Source organism: Streptomyces sp. NPDC048258 (genome assembly GCF_043201995.1).
Taxonomy (GTDB): domain Bacteria; phylum Actinomycetota; class Actinomycetes; order Streptomycetales; family Streptomycetaceae; genus Streptomyces.
On the sequence record NZ_JBICZH010000016.1, the window covers coordinates 23,329 to 40,394 of the forward strand.

Below are 17,066 nucleotides of genomic sequence, written 5' to 3' on the forward strand. Positions count from 1 at the left end.
GCTCGGCTGGCCAGGTACTGACTGCTCGAAAGGATGATCTCAAGGGCGGGGAGATGATGACCTGGTGCAGCACATCCTCAACACGCCGGGACCGCTGACGGACAGGGGCGGCGCTTCCCCGCCGCACCGCACACCCAGTGGACATCACACGGTGCCATCACGCTGAATCGTGTCAGGGGCCGTGGCGGGGGCGGGGGCCCGTGACGAAGTCCGCGATGCGCAGTCCCCAGGTCCGCACGTCGGCGCGGGTACGGGAGAGGTGGAGCTCGGCCTCCGGCAGACAGTCGGCCAGGGCGGCCGCCGTCGACACGGGGTGGCCGGGGTCGTCCACCCAGGTCAGGATCAGAGCCGGGCACCCCAGCGTGGCGAGCGTGGCGGGCGGGGGCAGGTCGGAGCGGGCCAGGCCGCGCAGGACGGACGGCAGGATCGGCTCCGGCGGCGTGGGCGGGAACTCGGGGACGTCGGCGACGACGACGGGGCGGTGCGGGGCGCCTCGGGCGGCGAGCCAGTCCCCCGCCCCTTCCCGCTCGATGGTGTCGGCGGCGGCCCGGTTGGCCCGGGCGTACCCCTCCCGGGTCGCCCAGGCGGTCGGCGGGAGAAGCAGGACCAGCCGGGAGAAGCGGTCCGGCGCCCGGACGGCGGCGTGGAGGCAGGTGCCGCAGCCCATCGACGCGCCGATCGCGTCGACGGGCTCCGCGGCACCCAGGTGGTCGAGCAGGCTCAGCAGGTCGTCGGCGAGCGAAGCGTACGTGTAGTCCTCATCGACGGGCCGGCCGGTGGAGCGGCCGTGCGCGCGTGCGTCGTAGCGGACCAGGCGCCGGCCCGCCCGAAGGACCGGCGCCCAGTCGAACAGGTCCATCCGCCGCTCGACGGCCTGGCTGACGAACCCGCCGTGCGCGTACACCGCCAGGGGTCCCGTGCCGGCGTCGTCGTACACCAGCTCGGCCCCCCCGGTGGCAGAACCGGCCCTCTGCGACCGGCCGCGTTCCCGGTGTCCCCATGGTGAGGCGCCTTCCCGCCCGTCCGGTCGCCATGCCGCGGCGTCGGCGCGGGCCGGAGGTCAGCGCTGCGCCGTGGAACTGGCCCCGTCCAGGGATTCGCGGATGATGTCCGCGTGCCCGGCGTGCTGCGCCGTCTCCTTGATCAGGTGGAGCAGGATCCGGCGCGCGGACCAGTGGACGGGCTCCGGCGGGGACCACGGGGTGACGGGCAGCGGCACGGTCCGGTCCAGGTCCGGCATGCCCGCGACGGCGTCCTCGGTCGCCTCCGCGGCCGCCGCGTACTGCCGGAGCAGCCCGTCGAGCGTGTTGCCGGCGCCCATCCGGTACTGCTCCATGTCCAGCATGCCGTCGGGCAGTTCGCCGTCACCCTTGACCAGGATCTGCGTCCACACCCGCTCCCCGGACACGAGATGCCTGAGGATCCCGCCGAGCGTGAGCTCGCTGACGGTGGTGCGCCGGGCGGCCTGTTCGTCGGTCAGCCCGCGAAGCGTGATCAGGAACAGCTCCCGCTGCTCCGCGAGGGCTTGGAGGAGCTCTCCGCGCTCACCGGAAAGCGGTCGGGCCTGGTTCTGCGAAGAGGAAGAAGAAGTGGTCATGCACGGCAGCGTAGACAGCAACGAGGTCAGATCTTGTCCTATATGCGCCAGGGCCGACCGTCTGCGGCGGGCCACGGCGGTGAAGACCGCCGAGGAGGAGCACACGGGGTCGAAGTCGGGCGGGGAGCCCCGGGGCGGGAGGCAAGCGGCGCGGCGGGCTCCGCCTCCCAAGCAGAGCCCTACCTCCCGTAAGGGCAGGCCGTGGGGGCGGGTTGTCGCCGGGAGGGAGCCCGGCGGCAACCCGCCCCCAACCCGGACCCGCCCCCAACCCGGACCCGGCCCCCGACCCGGCGTCGAACCCGGACCCCGCCCCGGTCCCGGCCTCTCGCTCGTCTTCGGCATCGACGAGAAGACCTCCATCCCCTACGCGGACTCCGCACGGACACTGCTGGAAAGGGCCGCTGAACAGCAGCTTCGATGAAATTCGGTCGACCGGACACTTCCAGGAGGGAATCATGAGCGGGTGACGTCGACCGAATCAGCAGCCAGCGATCTACAGGACCATGCCACTCTCTGGAGCATCGGAGAAAACCGGGCCGGCGATGTCGTCAGTGCCGCCTGTGATGCGCTCGTTGCCGGGCTCGACAGCCCCGGACTTCGAGTCCTGGCCGCCTGCACACGCGCCGAGGCGGACTACGACGTGCACGACCTGCTCCCCGAAGCGCTCAACGAACTCGGCCTCACGTTCTATCCGATCGGCAGCAGTGCCGGCCAGGAAGCCGCCGCACGAGCACTTGCACGCCGCATGCTCGCCGGCGAGCTGACGGCTCAGGAGTTCACCTTCCGCGTTCACCAGCGCTACGGACATGAGCTGGCTCTGACCGAGCGGCTCGCCGAACTCGATGACGAGTACGACATCCTCGAATACGGCGACAGAACAGTGGAACAGGTCGATGCCGAGGTCACGGCCGAAGCCCGCCGCCTCGCAGACCCCCGTATTTCGACCGAACCCACGGACACACCCAGCTGATACACACGGACCGGTCGCGCCGGCGCCCGCCTGGAAGAGCGCAGAAGCCCGAGGGGCCGGGTGCCGGGTCGGGTCAGCTCGCGGGTCAGGCCCTGCACGGCCGCTCTCTTCGCGGCTGCGGGCCGCAAGCCCCCCATGGGATTGCCCCATGCCCTGGCGGGCATTGCTCCCGTTACCGGTCCGGGGAGATCTCGTTCACCGGGTTATGAGCCTTTCTGATTCCGCAATGTCTACAGGTGTGTGTGACGACTCGGACGAGGCCGTCGTCGTGGCGGTGCGGCAGCTGACCCGCAGCACGCCCTGGACGGTCGTCGGGCAGGTGCCGCTGGACTTCCCCGCTCACCATCCTCAAGGCGTCACGCGTGGCCATGACCATCGCCTGTACGTGTCGACGGCGGAGATCACCGAGGCGACCCGCTTCCACGCCAGCCCGGTGGACGGCTACGACCGAACTCCCGGCCAGGGCCAGGGCCATGTGTTCGTCACGGACACCGAGGGCGCGGCGCTGGGCCGGGTGAGCGTGGGCGAGGGCACGATCTACCACCCCGGCGGCATCGACTTCGACGGCGAATCCCTGTGGGTGCCGACAGCGGAATACCGGCCCGACTCCCATTCCATCGTCTACCGGGTGGACCCCGACACCCTGGACGTGCGGGAGGCCTTCCGCTTCGACGACCACATCGGCGGAATCGTGCGGGATCGCCACAGCGGCCTGCTGCACGCCGTCACCTGGGGATCCCGGCGACTGCTCACCTTCACCGTCGACGGCAAGCTCCTCCACCAGGTCGACAACAAGAGCCACTTCGTCGACTACCAGACCTGTGTCACCGCGGGCGGCGGCCACATGGTGTGCACGGGCATCGCGGAATACCCCCTGCCCGGGGCCGGCGTGTTCAGCCTCGGCGGGATCGCCGTCGTCGACATCGAGTCCGGCCGCATCGAGCACGAAGCGCCGGTGACCGTACTCTCACCGGCCGGCCGAGTCGTCACCTACAACGCGGTGCACCTGGAGACGGACGGGCGGGTCCTTCGGATGTTCGCCGTCCCCGACGACGGGGAAACGGCGGGCGAATCGCACCTGATCACCCTTGAGACGCCGCTGGCCCCATGACGACGCGGACGGCAAGGAAGTAGAGCCCCTCGTACATCACCTCGCCCTCCAGCTCCGAGCACAGGCTCTGCGGGGTGAACCGGCGCCGGTAGATGGGATACGTGGCGTCGGCGACGGAGCGCAGCTCGATCTTCTCCTCGTGCAGGTCGCCGTCGCTGCGCAGGTCGATCACGATCAGCTCGCGCGCCGTACGACGTACCTCGGCGAGGAACACGGCCCGCTCCGCGGGCCGCAGCAGCCCGTAGAAGTTCGCGGTGACCACGCGGTCGAAGGCACTGGTGGCGAACGGCAGGGGCGGGAACAGCGCCCGCACACGCTGGGCCCACGGCGCCCGGGTGCGGGTCAGTTCCAGCATCTCCGCGCTCTGGTCCAGGGCCACGACCGGGCCGCGGAGGAACTGGGTCCACACGCCGGTCCCGCACCCCACGTCGAGGGCCCGCCCTTCGGGCAGCGCGGTGAGCAGTTTTCCGATGTCGGCGGTTTCCCGGTCCAGGCCGGCGTTCACCACGGGGTCGCCGCGATAGCTGGTCTCGTCGTAGACCGGGGCACGATGCCGGTAGTACTGCTCCCGCACTAAATCACGCATGCCCCGACAGCTACCCCCGCCCGAACAGCAGGCAAACAGCGGGCGTACTCCCACGCGGGAAGGGCCGGAAAGGCCCGTTGGCTGAAGGGCGTCAAGTCCGTCGGCTTGCCTCAACCCCCTGCTGGGCGCGAAGCCGGAGCCGTTGTCCCCGACCACGGTTCCGGCGGTCCTGTCGGACCGTGGAGGTCCGGCCGGGCCGTCGGCGTCGGCCCGCGTGCCCGGTGGCCCAGAGCCCGGGCCCGGTCCGGCGTGTGACCTGCCTGCGGACGGCAATAGGCGCCGCGCCCTGTCCGCCCACAGGTGGGCCTTCCAGGCCGGCATGCGGTCGCGGGGCGCCCGGCCGCTGCCGGGGTTGGCCCTCCCCCTACGCCAGGCTTGAGGCTGTGGGAGAAGGAAAGGGCATGTCCATGGGCTACGCCGTTGGTCAGGTCTCGGCCTTCGCCGGGGTCACCGTACGCACGCTGCACCACTACGACAGGGCGGGACTGCTCTCGCCCAGTGACCGCAGCCGGGCCCGGGTACCGCCGCTACGACGACGCCGACCTCGCGCGGCTCCAGCAGGTCCTCTTCTACCGCGAACTGGGCTTTCCCCTCGACGAGATCGCGGAGATCCTCGCGGACCCGCAGGCCAACGCGCTGGAACACCTGCGGACCCGGCAGCGGCAACTGGCCGAGGAGATCGCCCGGCTGCAGCGGCTGACCGAGGTGGCCGAGCGGGCGATCGAGGTCCAGCAGACCGGGGTGTCCCTGACGCCCGCGCAACGGTTCGAGGTCTTCGGCGAGATCGCCTTCGACCTCAGCTACGCCACCGACGCGCAGATGAAGTGGCAGGACTCACAGGGGCACCGGGAGGCGATGGCCCGCGCCTCCGCCCACACCAAGGAGGACTGGCGCCGGCTGATGGGTGAGGCCGCCGCCTGGCGGGCGGAGCTGCTCGCCGCCAGGCACCTGGTGGCCGTACGTCGGTGCGGCCCGGGGACTGCCGGCGGCCCTGGAGGACTTCCTGGCGGCGGGACCGCGACCGGTTCTCGTCGGCTTCGGCAGCATGGCCGCCGGGGAGGGGGAACGCCTGAGCGAGATCGCCGTACATGCCCTGCGGCGGGCCGGGCTGCGCGGCGTACTGCAGTCGGGCAGTGCCGTGCTCGCCGCCGACGGGGACGACGTCCTGACCATCGGCGACGTCCCGCACGCCCTGCTGTTCCCGCGGCTGGCCGCCGTCGTCCACCACGCCGGGGCCGGCACCGCGGCGGCGGCCTTGCGTGCCGGGATCCCGTCGGTCGCCGTGCCGGTGACCGCGGACCAGCCCTTCTGGGCCGCGCGCCTCGCCGCGATCGGCGCGGCCCCGGACCCGATCCCGTTCCGGGCCCTGACCGCCGAAGGCCTCGCCGACGGGCTCACGGCCGTGGTGCGGGATCCGTCGTACGCGAAAGCCGCCGCGGCCGCCGCGCAGCACATGGCGGCGGAGGACGGTGCGGGCGCCGTCGTGACGGCCGTACGACGACTGGCAGGGTGAGTCGAGGACCCAAGGACCTCGGCGCAGATACGTGCGGCGAAGCGCCAAGCACTGAAGGACAGCCGCCGAGCATCACAAGGCGCCCGTTCAGGTGGGCCGCTTGTCGCCGGTCCGAGCCGCATGCGGATGAGCCCTTCACCACCGGCCCCGCCCGCACCAGAACCGATCGGCCCGGTTCCGCGTCCTACTCGCAGAGCCGTCTCCGGCCGCCCGGTGCGGAGCAACCCCAACCCTGGAGGGGCATCATCGGCACGTTCACCCCTGACCGACCCGCCCAGAGCGCACGGCCCCGCCGGACGACCGGAATCGGCAGGGTACTGCTGGGCGGCGTGGCGGGTGTCCTGCTGACCGCCGCGCTCCTGACAGTTCTGTGGTGGCCGCGGACCGAGGTGACGTACCGCAGCAGTGCTCCCACATCGGTGGTGTATGACGACGAGTCGTTGCATTTCCTGGGGCTGGTGCACCAACACAGCCTGTCCGGGCGGCACTCCTACAAGATCGTGATCGGCAGGGACTCCGGACTGTCGTACGGACACTGGGTGGACATCGACACCGACCTGGGCGTGAAGGGAATCGAATCCACCACGTGGACGGAGTCCGGAGTACGTGTCCGCTTCCCGACCGGTCACGAGGTCTTCGTCCCAGCCCGCTTCTTCCTGTACGGCAGGTGACCCCGAGAGACCGTGAAGTACCCGGGACGTCACGACGCACCCGGTGGCTTGTTCGGAGCCGAGCGCGTCCCGAACCGGTCACAGTGGAATGATCAAGAGATGACCGAAACGAGCAGTGAGGACGGCCGCGCGTGGCCGTTAAGCCACCGCCCCGTACGGGAAGCAGGTGTGCTTCCCGTACGGGGCCGTGGCGCTGCCCGCGAGCTACCTCTGGTCGCTGCGCAGCATGGCGACGTACTGCGTCGCCTGGGCGTAGGTGGTCACGGTGACGTTGCCGATGGCGGTCGGCGTCGGGTGCGAGCCGTTGCGGTCCTGGTACATGAACCGGGAGCCCCTCGCCCAGTCGTTCTCCTCGGCGGCCTCGTGAGGGGTCAACGAGGCGCCGCCGCCGACGGCCTGGCGCACCGTGCCCTCGATGTCGCGGAAACGGGCCGCCTCGGACGTCACGGCGATCGCGGCGACCAGGGGGTTGCGGAGCGCATTCGCGTTGCCTCCGTTGCGGGCGTACTCCCACATCGCGTTCATGTGGCCCCACAGGCCGTTCGGAGTGATCCACACCTGCCTGGTGCTGGAGTCGCCGTGTTCCAGGCTGTGGTCTCCGCCGTAGTGCCCGCCGTACGGCAGACGGATGGCATTGCGGCCGAGCTGGTGGCCGAGGTCGTAGTCGGCGTCGTCGAACTGGACGACGTTGCCGGCGTTGCCGGTGGAGAAGCCACGCAGGTAGAGGTTGTTGGCGGTGACGTAGAGGGTGAGCATCCGAGTTTCCACGCCGTGCTGGTAGGTGACGTTGACGGCGACGACCTCGTTGCCACGGCTGGTCTCCCAGACCCTGGTGGAACCGGAGCCGCTCACGACGGACCCTGCGGTGTTGCGCAGCGACGTCATGAACGCCGTGTACCGGCTGCGCAGGGTGTCGGCGCCGGCGTTGGTCAGGTCCCAGTTGACCGTGCGGACGGGGACCTGAAGGGCGGAGACGGGTGCGGCCTCGGGCCGGGACTCGGCGGCCTGGGCGGTGGGCGCGGCGGCGGCCAGCAGGGGAAGGCACAGGAGTGCCGCTACGAGGGACTTGCGCATCTGGGTGTTCCTCACGGTGGGCGTCGGTGACGTGCGGGTGGCGGTCGTTGTGGTGGAGGAGGGGGGTCAGCCCACCGTGAAGACGACCTCGGCGTTCTTGCCGCCGCCGCCCGACTGGGCGCAGGTGTGGCCCCCGGGGACCTGGCAGGAGTAGCTGTTGCTGCCCGCGAAGGGGTTGTCCCAGCGGAAGACGACCTTGCCGCCGCCGGACATCTGGTACTCGGCCGAACCCTCCGTGCCGGTGGCGAAACCGTCCGATTCGCTCTTCCAGCGGGCCCAGTCACCGTTGTTGATGGTCGACGGCGGCAGCTGGTCGCCGCTCCAGATGCCGTGGTCCAGGCCCGCCCCGGTCCGGGCGAGGAGCGCGCCCGACTGGTTGACCACCGTGACACGGGTGCTGCGGACGGGGGTGACCGCGGCCGTGCCGGCCTGTGCGAGGTTCGCCAGGCGGGCGGTGTTCTTCTCCGTCAGGGTGAAGTTGACGGTGGCGTTGTTCCCGCCGCCGCCCGACCGCTCGCACGCGTAGCCGTCGGGCGCGTCGCAACGGTAGGAGTTGCTGCCCACGTAGGGGTTGTTCCAGCGGAGCATCACCTCCATGGAGGTGCCGGCGATCTTGTAGGACGTGTGGCCCTGGGTGCCGGTGGCGAACCCGCAGGACTCGCTGCTCCAGGAGGCGGTCACGGTCTTGGCGATGGCGTCCGGCGGCAGGCCGTCCCGGGACCAGCACCCGTGGTCCAGGCCGGAGCCGGTGCGCTGCAGCTGGCGGCCCGTGTTGTTGTAGAAGACGACGCTGGTGCTGCGCTCGGAGGACTGGACCGTGGCGCCGCCGGACGTGGTGGCGTCGGCCTCCGCGGTGACGGCCTGGGCGGTGACGGCCTGGGCGGCGGGGGCCAGCACGGTCGCGCCGCTGGCCACCGCGGCCAGGAGGGCGGCCGAGGTCGCCCAGCGGGCGGAGGTCCGCACGTGAGAGAGCATGGGCATGACAAAGTCTCCTTTGCGGGAAGGCGAGGGGGAGAAAGGCCGGGCAGGTCAGTCGACGTACCAGAGGAGGTAGCGGCTGGAGCTGTCGTTCGGGTTGCACTCGTAGCGGCTGTACAGGCCGAGGCCGACGGTGAGCGAACCGGCCTGGTTGCACTGCGCGTAGCTCGCGTACGCGCCGCCGTAGATCCGGTACTCGGCGGCGCTCGCTGCGCCGGCGGAGGCCGCCACGAGGGCGGCTGCGGCGCAGAGGCCGGCGGCCAGTCTGCGGGGGATGATTCCGGGCATGCCGAATCGCACGGGGAACACCTTCCGTTGGTAGTTCGGATCCGTGCGCCGCGTACGGCGGCGCACGGGGGACCGGACGCGTTCTTCGACGCGCCTGCCTGACGACCGGGTCGGGCCCACAGCCACCCAACCGGCAGCGGATGGAGTCCGCTGCCCCCGCACCCGGTCTCCCGGGCGGCTCAGTCGAGCGGCTTGCGGGGGCACCAGGCGTCGCCCCAAGCCGTCGTCACGGTGCACTGCTTGTCGCCGTGCCCGGCGCCGTCGGGCGGGAGCGTGATCGTCGTGCCGTGTCCGGGGGCGGAGGCGGAGGCCGCGGCGGCGCCGCCCCACAACATCCCGGTGCTCAGTACGACCGCGAACAGCGTCCGCATCACGATTGCGCGCATGGCGTCAATTCCCCTCGTTTTGGCGACAGTCCGACCACGGCGGGGCGGTGCTCCTGGTCGGGGAGCCGTCCCTGCCGTGGTCACCACCCTGCCAGTCGATGGATGGCACATGCATCCCCGACAAGGGATCATGAGCCTGCCAGGCACTTTTAGGAGGTATGCGATGGAGACGGACAGCGGACCCGGCACGGCGGCCCGAGTGCCCGGCCTCGACAGCGCGGCCGTCATGCTCTACCGGTGGACGGTCGTGCACGAACGCCTCACCCCGGCGACCCTCGCGCAGGCGGCGGCCGACACCGGGGTCAGCCCGCCGGCCTGCCTGTCCGCGGTGAAGGCCCTCACCGACTCCTGCCTCTTCACGGAACTGCCCGCCGACGGCGAGGAGCAGGAGCCGGCCGGCTGGCAGCCGGTCAGCCCCCAGGCCGCTACCGCGCAGCTGCTGTCGGACCGCGACACCGCCCTGCGCGCGCAGGAGGAGGCACTGCGGGAACAGCGCCGGCGCATCCAGCAGCAGCGCGACGGGCTGGCGGCGCTGGTGCCGGTCTACCTCCAGGCCCGCCAGCACGTTTTTCCCCAGGGGACGATCGACCACCTGCCGGACAAGCTGGCGGTCCGCTCGCTGCTGTCGGACTTGATCGACTCCTGCCGCAGCGAGGTCCTGGTCTCCAAGCACGGCGGGGCGTTCCCGCCCGCGGCGCTGCGGGAGGCGCTGCCGCGCGACCTGGCGCTGCTCGGGCGGGGCATCCGGATGCGGAGCCTGTACCAGCACGCGACACGGTTCGACCAGCCCACGCGGGTGCACGCGGAGCAGCTCATCGGGGCGGGCGCCGAGATCCGGACACTGCCGGAGGTACTGCCGCAGATGATCATCGTGGACGGGTCGCTGGCCCTGCTGCCGGCCCGGTCGGGCGGTGCGCTGATCATCCGGGAACCGGACCTGCTGGCCTACTTACTGGACGTCTTCGAGCGGGACTGGGAGAACGCGGCGCCGTTCGCGACGGGACCGCAGGCCGCGCACGACGTGTCGAAGACGATGAAGCAGAGCATCCTCGTGCTCCTCGCCAAGGGGCTCAAGGACGAGTCCATCGCGCGGCGCCTCGGGATCTCCTTGCGCACCTGCCGCCGCCACGTCTCCGAACTCCTGGAGGGACTCGGCGCGCACAGCCGCTTCCAGGCGGGCGTGATCGCCGAACGCCAGGGCCTGACCGCCCACCCGGACCGGCCCCCGGCCGCCCCGGCGTGCGGTGACGGGCGGGGGGCGGCCGAGCCGGGGGCCGGGTCCGTGGACCCCGGAGCCCGGTCGGCTGGGGTGGCCGCTGTGCCCGGGCCCAGGGCCGCGGCCTTCGAGCCCGGGCCCGGCCCCGGGGCGCCGGCGGTCGAGCCCGGACCAGGGCGCGTCGAAGCCGGGCCCGGGGTGGTGGCCTGCTCGGCCGGGACCGGGGTGGTCGTGTCGGGCTGTCCGGGGTGTGGCGGGCCGGTGGGCGCCCCCGCCGCCGCCCCGGGCGGGCCCGGCGGCCGTCCGCCCCGTTACTGCTCGCCCCGCTGCCGCTCCCGCGCCTACCGGGCACGGGTGAAGGACCAAGCGGCCGGGCCGTGAGATGCCGGGCCGGACCGTCCGGGCGTCACGAAACCCGCCGGCCGCGTCACGTAACCCCCGCGGACCCGCTCCCGCCCGGGCCGGCGCGCAGTCGAGGACCGGGGGACCTTCGGGTGCGCGTTCCACCAGGCCCGGTAGAACGGGTGGCTGTCCACGTCGGCGAGGTACGCGCCCGCCGCCGCGCGTAGAGGACGTACGCCTGGAGCTCCGAGACCGCTGCAGGACGAACGTGCTGGTGTCCGCGGTGAACCCGACGACTGGCAGCACGGGCAAGACCCCCGGCACAGGGCCGCCACCCCTCACGGGGTGGCGGCCCTCGGCTTGCCCTGCCTACGGGGCGGGTGAACTTCACATCGGTGCCACTGCAGTCGGCCACGTTGCCCAGCAGCCGGTCATGCTCCGCCTCGCCCACCGCCAGATCCCACCGCAGCTTCGTCGCGGTCCACTCCGCGCCGTACCGGCACGCGCCTCCGGCGACGGCGGCAGCCACTCCCCCGGATGCTGATCCGCTTGCTGCCGGTTAGACCGGGCCGTCACCGCCACCAGTCTGGAGGACTGGCCGAGGTCGTTCGCGTACGCCTCCCGACGCACCGCCGCCACGGCGGCCGCGGCGGTGACGGCGGTGACGGCGGTGACGGCGGTGATGGTCTCGTCCACGCTTGCCCCCCGCCGTGTGCGCGTCGGGCAGAACGCGCGCGACGTCGACGGAGAAAGGAGCGGGGGCGTAACGCGACGGGGTTCGGTGGCCGAGGGGCCGTCTTCTGGTGGGCTCGGCGGCCGGATACGCAAAGACGCTCGGCCGGGGAGTCCCGGCCGAGCGTTTTCGTGCGTCTGCTGTCCGCTGGTGGCTTAGTACCAGTGGTTGGCGGACCAGAAGTTCCAGGCGCCGACGGGGCTGCCGTAGCGCTCGTTCATGTAGTCCAGGCCCCACTTGATCTGGGTGGCCGGGTTGGTCTTCCAGTCCGAGCCCGCGGAGGCCATCTTCGACGCCGGCAGGGCCTGGGCCAGGCCGTACGCGCCCGAGGACGGGTTGGTCGCCGTGTGGTCCCAGCCGCTCTCATGCGAGATGATCTTGTCGAACGCAGCGAACTGGGCCGGGTCCTTGATCATCTGCTGCGCGATCGCCTTGGCACTCGTCGGGGCGGCCTGCGCGGGAACCGCGGCCAGCATGGAACCGGCGACACCCAGGGCGAGGACGGTACCCGCGAGGGTCTTCTTGGAAGCGGCGATGCGGCGGATGACAGCGTTGGACACGGATTGACCTTCCGAAGGGAACAAGGACGGTCGCGGGCATGCCGAAGACATGCGTGAGCCACTCACGCAAAGGAGAGGGGTTCGTCGGCGGCGGGTGAAGCACCCCTGCCGCCCTGCGACTCATCCAGTTCTACAGACGCCCCGCCCCCCTGGCAACGAGCCCGCCTACTAGCCGCCCTCGCAGTCGGGGGCCAGCGGCCCACCGGCGGACTTGGCGGGATCCGTGCAGGTGGGAGCCGATGCCAGGAGGCGGTATCGGACCATTGGAAGCTACTAGCCCGGTTCGTATGTGACGTGGGCCCTATGGGGCGAGTCACCTCCAGAGCGCCCGAATATCACCGAATGTCATCGTATGTACCCCTTCGAGAGACCTGGCCAGATGCCGGAATTAGCCAAGAATCGAAGGAAATGGGTGGGGTCGAAGGCCGCCTTCCATGTGGCTCGCCGCAACGCTTTCAGCAGCGTGGCGCCCAGACCCCGTGGCCGCCGCCACCCGGCGAAGCTCGGGGGCGGGGGCAACATGACGCTTCTCGGCGAGGTCAGTGAAGGGGAGACCGCCGGGCCCTCTCACAGGGAGGCCACGGTGCATCTCGAAGCCGCGAGGACCGCCGCCCCACACGGCAGACGCCGGAGAGGCTGTGGGCCTCTCCGGCGTCTGCGGTGTGGGGCGGGGCTCACTTACCGAGCTTTGCCTTCAGCTCCGCCTTGAGCTGCTTCTTGATCACCTGCTTGTCGACCTTGCTCACCGTGCCGCCCGTACCCGTGCCATTACCGCCCACGGAGGTGGCGTCGCCGGTGTTGACGGCGTCAGCACTCGCGTTGCCGCCGGTGGCCGCACCGGTCGTGATCGTGCACTTGCCCTTGCAGATCCCGACACCGGAGTTGGCGTTTCCGCCGGTGGCGGTACCACCGACCGTGGTGTTCTCGGCGTTGGCGTCACCACCCGTACCGATGCCGTCGGCGCTGTCACTGGGGGCGAGGGTGACGGCCTGCTGCGGAACGGCGGCCGGTGCGGCCATCGCGGTCGCCGGCAGTGCGATACCGCCACCCACCAGCGCCAGGGAAGCTCCGGCCAGAACAACACGACGAGTCGAGAACAGCTTGTGCATGGGAATTCTCCATTCGGAATTTAAGAGGTTTGAAAGCTGTCCCACAAAAAGGCCTGGGACAATTTTTCGGCCTCATATTCTCCGGGAGTTCCCCGGTGAGGACGTGCTTCAAATAAACCCTGCCGGAGGACGAGCGTCACGCCACTCGAATACGTGGCTGGACATCCAGAACCGATCTTGATAAAAGCTGCCGCCGTGTCGGCGTGAGCGGTGTCGGCTGCATACAAGGACGTCCGGAGAGTCAAGAGGGAGCCGCACACCTCCCGCCACGGTGATCATGGCGGGAGGCCCCCGGGACGCTCGACGCCCCGGAGCGGCCGGACACGGCGGCGTGCATCGCGTACGACGCCGCGGAGGCACTCCTGCCGACCCTCCGCCACGGCCATGACGGCGTGCCCAGCTCCGACGCCTGAACGACCAGGGCCCGGCCTACCGGACGGTCGGCGACCGGACGGTTACCGACCGCGTCGTCTCGCGCGCGCAAACCTGCCCTGTCACACGCCTGTGACAGTCGGCGGACACTCTCGCGAAGGTGCTCGGCCAGTCTCTTAACAAGAGACAAAACGGGCATTTAGCCCGCTGCTTCCGCGGACGTGAGCAGTGATGACCGAGCCGATCAGGCGGAGGAAATCCCATGAGCCTCACCCTCACCAAGCCGCACGCCCAGGCCCCCGCAGCCACACTGGCCCCGCGCGAGCAGGAAGCACTGCGCCACATCGCCGCAGGCCGCACCTACCTGCAGACCGCCCGCCACATGGGACTCTCCAAGCACACCGTCGACGTCTACCTCCGCCGCATCCGCGCCAAGCTCAACGTCCACACCACCGCCGAGATGACCCGAATCGCCATCTCCCTGGGACTGTGACACCCCGCCACCCAGCCGACGCGAAACGTCAAACCACGAATTCACGTGACTGGAACCGTTGAGCACCCCGCCGCTCCCTGAAAGCCACTCCCGGATGCGACCGGGGAGGAATGCAGGAGAACGGTGATGTCCGCATACAAAAACAAGCACTCCACGGTCTAGGCGAGGCGTTGGCTCGCCGCGACGATCACGGCTCTGGCGCTGGCCTCCGGCGCGGTGCCGGCGCCGGCCGCGCCGGCACAGGCGCAGGCCCCTGGCACGGCCCACAGTGACCAGCCGACCACGTTCCAGCCCTCGGCCGGAGGGACACCGGGGACCACGCGGGCGCCCTCGAGCTCGCCGGGCAGGTACGCGAACTCCTCGCCGCCGCCTGCGCGGACGACGAAGCGCTGGTCGGGGTCCTGCTCGTCGAAGGCGACCTGCATGGGGCGCTGGGCGACCTGGCCCGGGCGCAGCAGGTGCTCCGGCAAGCGCTCACCCTGGCCGACGGGCTCGCGCACTCCCGCGAGAGGGCCCGGCTCCTGGCTCGTGCGCAGAGCGGTCTCGCCGCTGTGTACCGGATGCGGGGGAACTATCGGCGGGCACAGGAGCTGTTGCGCGCGGCCCTCTACGGGACCGAGCACGCCCGACCGCCGTGTGACCTGCCCCAGTGGGCGACCCTGTTGAACGAGTTGGCCGTCACCTGCAAGTACACCGGCGACTTCGACGAGGCCGAGCGGCTCTACCACCGGGTGTGGGCGGTGCTGGTGCGTATCGGTGGCCCCGGCCATCCGGAGCTGGCCACCGTCTGGCACAACCTCGCGGGTCTGGCACACGCCCGGAGGTGACTTCGCCACCGCCGAACCGTTGGCCCGCCGCTCGGTGGCCTTGCGCGAGCGCGTTCTGGGTTGCGACCACCCCACCGTGGCCGCCGACCGTGCCGCCCTCGCGGCGATCCTGGACGGCCTGGGCAAACGCCGGGAGGCGGAGCGCTTGTTGCGGGCGGCGTTGGGGGTGTTCAGCCGGGTGCACGGTCCCGGACACCACGAGACGGCCGTCACCTGCCACAACCTGGCGTGCCTCGCCTACCGGCGTGGTGGGCTGGTGGAGGCCGAGGCGCTGTTCCGTCGGGCGCTGGTCATCAAGGAGACGGTACTCGGCCGGGACCATCCGGAGCTGGCCGTGACGCTGAACCGCCTGGCCTTGGTCCGGGCGGACCGCGGCGGGCGGGCGGAGGCTCACGCGCTCGTGCGCCGGGCTCTGGGCGTGCTGGAGGGGGCCGTGTCGCCCGATCATCCACTGCTGTCCGTCTGCCGCAGCCACGATGCTGCGCTGAGCAGCTGACGCGCCCGCCACGAACTGCCCGCGGGCGCGGCAGGGGGCGTACGTCGGCGCTCGCCCGGAGCTCAAGCGGGTACAAGGGAATCCGGGTGAGCCCCCGGGCAAGCTCTTCGACACCTCCGGCGTTGAGGCCGTCGGCCACGCCTGCCCACCGCGGTTCCGCTGCCTGGGCTGCGAAAACTTTGGCACTGACGTGTCCTACCTTCCGGACCTGGACCGGTACTTGGCGGGACCCGCTTCGCAGTCGCGAGCGCCTGCAGCCCGCCCCCTCCGGCTCACCGGCCGGCGCCGGCCCTTCCCAAGTGGGGCCGCAATCCGCGGAAGCGCGCCTCGACGAGGACGGGAGCGGCGCCACCCTGCTGGACATCGCCCACTCCCAGATGCTCCTCGTCCCGGCCCTGCCCCCTCCCCCCGTGGAGATCGCCTCGTTCACGCAGCTGCTGCGCCTGGTGCCCTTTGGCCCGGAACGCGCAGAGTGCGGACGGCGGCCGGCCCGGACCGGAGTCACTCCTTGCTCAGTCGCACCGTGTCTCCCGTCCGTCCCCCCGCGAGGACGTCGATGCGCACGCCGGTCGCGGGGTCGGTGAAGCTCTGTCCGGGTGCGTACGCGGCCAGGTCCAGCGGGGTGCAGCCGGTGGGCGGGGGCGTGTTCGGGTTCGGGTTCGGGTTCGCGTTCATGATTCGCACCGGGCCCTCGCCGGTCCGGGCGGCGGAGTCGACCTTGTAGACGAGGACGCCGGTGGAGCAGGCGGCCGCGTCGTTGCCCTGGGCACGGCGGGACTCCGCCACGTACGCCGTCGTCTCACCGGTCCGCAGCACGGCGATCTTGGTTCCGCCGGGCCGTTCCACCGGAGTCAGCCGTACCGTTCGGCGACCGGACGCGGGCAGGCAGGCGACCTCGTCGTCGCGGGTCCACCCGAGCTTCCAGGAGTGCCAGCCGAGGTACTGCGGGGCGTGGCCGGCGATGTCACCCATCACGTCCCAGCCGCCCACGTACTGGTGGGTGGCGCCGGTGAACGAGTACAGGTCGGGCAGGCCGAAGGTGTGGGCGGTCTCGTGGGCCGCGACCTTGTGGCCCCAGCGCCACATGTCCTGTCCGAAGGTGACGGCCCACTTGAGGCGGGTGCCGTCGGCGGTGATGCCGGGCGCCGCCGGGTCGTAGAGGTAGGTCGGTGAGAAGGGGATGGCGGTCGCCGTCCTGGCGGGGACGACGTAGACCATGTCGTAGCGGGAGAAGTCCGCGTAAGGGTCGGCGGCCGTGATCGCGTCGCGGAGGTACTTCTCGTGGGCCTCGAAGGTGAGGCCGCGCGCGAAGCCGTAGGAGGTGGACTCGGCGGGCATCCGGATCCAGCGGTGCAGTGAGGTGTTGTGCAGTCGCAGACGACCGTAGCTCGCGCGGCCCATCCAGCCGGCGGCCGGGGCGAGGTGAGCGGCGTACGGCTCGGTGGAGTCGGTGGCCGGGGCGTCGGGGAAGTCCACGTACAGCGTCAGGACGCGGCGGGTTCCGGTGGCGGGCTGGAACTGGTTCCGGTCGATGTCGTGACCTTCGTCCGTCCAGCCGGTCCGGCCGGGGAGGGCGCAGCCGGCGGCGGAAGGCGGCGAGCCGGGGGCGGCGGCCGCGGTGGGGGCGGACAGGCAGGCGATGAGGGCGACGGACGCGGCGAGCGGCCGCAGGCGGTGGAGCGGGGTGGTCATGTCTCTCCCGTCGGAGGCAGGTTGAGGGGGTACAGGGAGGGAGGGAAGGCGG

The 17,066-nt window shown here is 71.3% G+C and carries 18 protein-coding genes and 2 pseudogenes; 9 read left to right on the forward strand and 11 right to left on the reverse strand.

The genetic code is table 11. The features are described 5' to 3' along the window. Positions 1 to 172: 172 nt before the first annotated feature. On the reverse strand, positions 173 to 937 hold the full coding sequence (locus ACGFYQ_RS29915; protein ID WP_393749265.1) for an alpha/beta fold hydrolase: 765 nt from the start codon (positions 935 to 937) through the stop codon (positions 173 to 175). A gap of 123 nt (positions 938 to 1,060) precedes the next feature. Beyond that, positions 1,061 to 1,597 (reverse strand): DinB family protein, encoded by a 537-nt coding sequence (locus ACGFYQ_RS29920; RefSeq protein ID WP_393749267.1) that lies wholly within the window; start codon positions 1,595 to 1,597, stop codon positions 1,061 to 1,063. 463 nt (positions 1,598 to 2,060) lie between these two features. On the opposite strand from ACGFYQ_RS29920, the gene ACGFYQ_RS29925 reads away from it, so the two are divergent. Then, positions 2,061 to 2,567 carry a hypothetical protein gene (locus tag ACGFYQ_RS29925; protein ID WP_393749269.1) on the forward strand — a complete coding sequence of 169 codons (507 nt, stop codon included), beginning with the start codon at positions 2,061 to 2,063 and terminating at the stop codon, positions 2,565 to 2,567. Between the two features lie 226 nt (positions 2,568 to 2,793). Then, on the forward strand, positions 2,794 to 3,678 hold the full coding sequence (locus ACGFYQ_RS29930; protein ID WP_393749271.1) for a DUF6454 family protein: 885 nt from the start codon (positions 2,794 to 2,796) through the stop codon (positions 3,676 to 3,678). Here ACGFYQ_RS29930 and ACGFYQ_RS29935 read toward each other — a convergent pair. Further along, entirely contained in the window at positions 3,650 to 4,264 is a 615-nt protein-coding gene (locus tag ACGFYQ_RS29935) for a class I SAM-dependent methyltransferase (RefSeq protein ID WP_393749273.1), read from the reverse strand. The genes ACGFYQ_RS29930 and ACGFYQ_RS29935 overlap by 29 nt on opposite strands. Positions 4,265 to 4,671: 407 nt before the next feature. Here ACGFYQ_RS29935 and ACGFYQ_RS29940 point away from each other — a divergent pair. The 3 genes and pseudogenes from ACGFYQ_RS29940 to ACGFYQ_RS29950 all read left to right on the forward strand — a co-directional run. Then, positions 4,672 to 5,206 (forward strand): annotated as a pseudogene (locus ACGFYQ_RS29940) (MerR family transcriptional regulator); the annotation flags it as partial. A 1-nt stretch (position 5,207) separates the two neighbouring features. Further along, positions 5,208 to 5,777: pseudogene (locus ACGFYQ_RS29945) on the forward strand (glycosyltransferase); the annotation flags it as partial. A 329-nt stretch (positions 5,778 to 6,106) separates the two neighbouring features. Beyond that, on the forward strand, positions 6,107 to 6,448 hold the full coding sequence (locus ACGFYQ_RS29950) for a hypothetical protein (RefSeq protein ID WP_393749430.1): 342 nt from the start codon (positions 6,107 to 6,109) through the stop codon (positions 6,446 to 6,448). 204 nt (positions 6,449 to 6,652) lie between these two features. On the opposite strand, the gene ACGFYQ_RS29955 is transcribed toward ACGFYQ_RS29950, so the two are convergent. From ACGFYQ_RS29955 to ACGFYQ_RS29970, 4 genes are all read right to left on the reverse strand, one after another. Then, positions 6,653 to 7,522: a ribosome-inactivating family protein gene (locus ACGFYQ_RS29955; protein WP_393749275.1), complete on the reverse strand. Its 870-nt coding sequence runs from the start codon at positions 7,520 to 7,522 to the stop codon at positions 6,653 to 6,655. Positions 7,523 to 7,588: 66 nt separating this feature from the next. Further along, on the reverse strand, positions 7,589 to 8,503 hold the full coding sequence (locus ACGFYQ_RS29960; protein ID WP_393749277.1) for a Crystal protein ET79: 915 nt from the start codon (positions 8,501 to 8,503) through the stop codon (positions 7,589 to 7,591). 48 nt (positions 8,504 to 8,551) lie between these two features. Continuing rightward, complete coding sequence (locus ACGFYQ_RS29965) at positions 8,552 to 8,800, reverse strand: hypothetical protein (RefSeq protein ID WP_393749279.1); 249 nt, start codon at positions 8,798 to 8,800, stop codon at positions 8,552 to 8,554. A gap of 167 nt (positions 8,801 to 8,967) precedes the next feature. After that, the gene (locus ACGFYQ_RS29970; RefSeq protein WP_393749281.1) at positions 8,968 to 9,174 is read right to left on the reverse strand and encodes a hypothetical protein; all 207 of its coding nucleotides are present in this window, start codon (positions 9,172 to 9,174) and stop codon (positions 8,968 to 8,970) included. 163 nt (positions 9,175 to 9,337) lie between these two features. Here ACGFYQ_RS29970 and ACGFYQ_RS29975 point away from each other — a divergent pair, with 163 nt between their 5' ends. Next, complete coding sequence (locus ACGFYQ_RS29975) at positions 9,338 to 10,771, forward strand: LuxR C-terminal-related transcriptional regulator (protein ID WP_393749282.1); 1,434 nt, start codon at positions 9,338 to 9,340, stop codon at positions 10,769 to 10,771. Between the two features lie 849 nt (positions 10,772 to 11,620). Here ACGFYQ_RS29975 and ACGFYQ_RS29980 read toward each other — a convergent pair. Continuing rightward, positions 11,621 to 12,076 carry a transglycosylase SLT domain-containing protein gene (locus tag ACGFYQ_RS29980; RefSeq protein WP_393749284.1) on the reverse strand — a complete coding sequence of 152 codons (456 nt, stop codon included), beginning with the start codon at positions 12,074 to 12,076 and terminating at the stop codon, positions 11,621 to 11,623. Between the two features lie 623 nt (positions 12,077 to 12,699). Continuing rightward, on the reverse strand, positions 12,700 to 13,134 hold the full coding sequence (locus ACGFYQ_RS29985) for a hypothetical protein (RefSeq protein WP_393749286.1): 435 nt from the start codon (positions 13,132 to 13,134) through the stop codon (positions 12,700 to 12,702). Positions 13,135 to 13,768: 634 nt separating this feature from the next. Between ACGFYQ_RS29985 and ACGFYQ_RS29990 the strand changes: the two genes are divergently transcribed. After that, positions 13,769 to 13,999 carry a response regulator transcription factor gene (locus ACGFYQ_RS29990; RefSeq protein ID WP_393749288.1) on the forward strand — a complete coding sequence of 77 codons (231 nt, stop codon included), beginning with the start codon at positions 13,769 to 13,771 and terminating at the stop codon, positions 13,997 to 13,999. 158 nt (positions 14,000 to 14,157) lie between these two features. Here ACGFYQ_RS29990 and ACGFYQ_RS29995 read toward each other — a convergent pair whose 3' ends face one another. Beyond that, positions 14,158 to 14,469, reverse strand: a complete 312-nt coding sequence (locus tag ACGFYQ_RS29995) for a hypothetical protein (protein ID WP_393749290.1) — start codon at positions 14,467 to 14,469, stop codon at positions 14,158 to 14,160. Between ACGFYQ_RS29995 and ACGFYQ_RS30000 the strand changes: the two genes are divergently transcribed. Together ACGFYQ_RS30000 and ACGFYQ_RS30005 are read left to right on the forward strand one after the other, a co-directional pair. Beyond that, positions 14,458 to 14,826 (forward strand): tetratricopeptide repeat protein, encoded by a 369-nt coding sequence (locus ACGFYQ_RS30000; RefSeq protein WP_393749292.1) that lies wholly within the window; start codon positions 14,458 to 14,460, stop codon positions 14,824 to 14,826. The genes ACGFYQ_RS29995 and ACGFYQ_RS30000 overlap by 12 nt on opposite strands. After that, a complete protein-coding gene (locus ACGFYQ_RS30005) occupies positions 14,756 to 15,322 on the forward strand; it encodes a tetratricopeptide repeat protein (RefSeq protein ID WP_393749294.1) in 567 nt (188 codons plus the stop codon). The genes ACGFYQ_RS30000 and ACGFYQ_RS30005 overlap by 71 nt, the downstream gene beginning before the upstream one ends. Positions 15,323 to 15,823: 501 nt before the next feature. On the opposite strand, the gene ACGFYQ_RS30010 is transcribed toward ACGFYQ_RS30005, so the two are convergent. Then, positions 15,824 to 17,014, reverse strand: coding sequence for a M6 family metalloprotease domain-containing protein (locus ACGFYQ_RS30010; RefSeq protein ID WP_393749296.1), 1,191 nt, complete (start codon positions 17,012 to 17,014; stop codon positions 15,824 to 15,826). Between the last annotated feature and the right edge of the window lie 52 nt (positions 17,015 to 17,066).

Coding starts and splice junctions, on each gene's coding strand:
- ACGFYQ_RS29985 (WP_393749286.1), bottom strand. CDS start 13,134: ATGCACAAGCTGTTCTCGACTCGTCGTGTTGTTCTGGCCGGAGCTTCC.
- ACGFYQ_RS29935 (WP_393749273.1), bottom strand. CDS start 4,264: ATGCGTGATTTAGTGCGGGAGCAGTACTACCGGCATCGTGCCCCGGTC.
- ACGFYQ_RS29960 (WP_393749277.1), bottom strand. CDS start 8,503: ATGCCCATGCTCTCTCACGTGCGGACCTCCGCCCGCTGGGCGACCTCG.
- ACGFYQ_RS29975 (WP_393749282.1), top strand. CDS start 9,338: ATGGAGACGGACAGCGGACCCGGCACGGCGGCCCGAGTGCCCGGCCTC.
- ACGFYQ_RS29980 (WP_393749284.1), bottom strand. CDS start 12,076: ATGTCTTCGGCATGCCCGCGACCGTCCTTGTTCCCTTCGGAAGGTCAA.
- ACGFYQ_RS29930 (WP_393749271.1), top strand. CDS start 2,794: ATGTCTACAGGTGTGTGTGACGACTCGGACGAGGCCGTCGTCGTGGCG.
- ACGFYQ_RS29920 (WP_393749267.1), bottom strand. CDS start 1,597: ATGACCACTTCTTCTTCCTCTTCGCAGAACCAGGCCCGACCGCTTTCC.
- ACGFYQ_RS29970 (WP_393749281.1), bottom strand. CDS start 9,174: ATGCGCGCAATCGTGATGCGGACGCTGTTCGCGGTCGTACTGAGCACC.
- ACGFYQ_RS30010 (WP_393749296.1), bottom strand. CDS start 17,014: ATGACCACCCCGCTCCACCGCCTGCGGCCGCTCGCCGCGTCCGTCGCC.
- ACGFYQ_RS29990 (WP_393749288.1), top strand. CDS start 13,769: ATGAGCCTCACCCTCACCAAGCCGCACGCCCAGGCCCCCGCAGCCACA.
- ACGFYQ_RS29955 (WP_393749275.1), bottom strand. CDS start 7,522: ATGCGCAAGTCCCTCGTAGCGGCACTCCTGTGCCTTCCCCTGCTGGCC.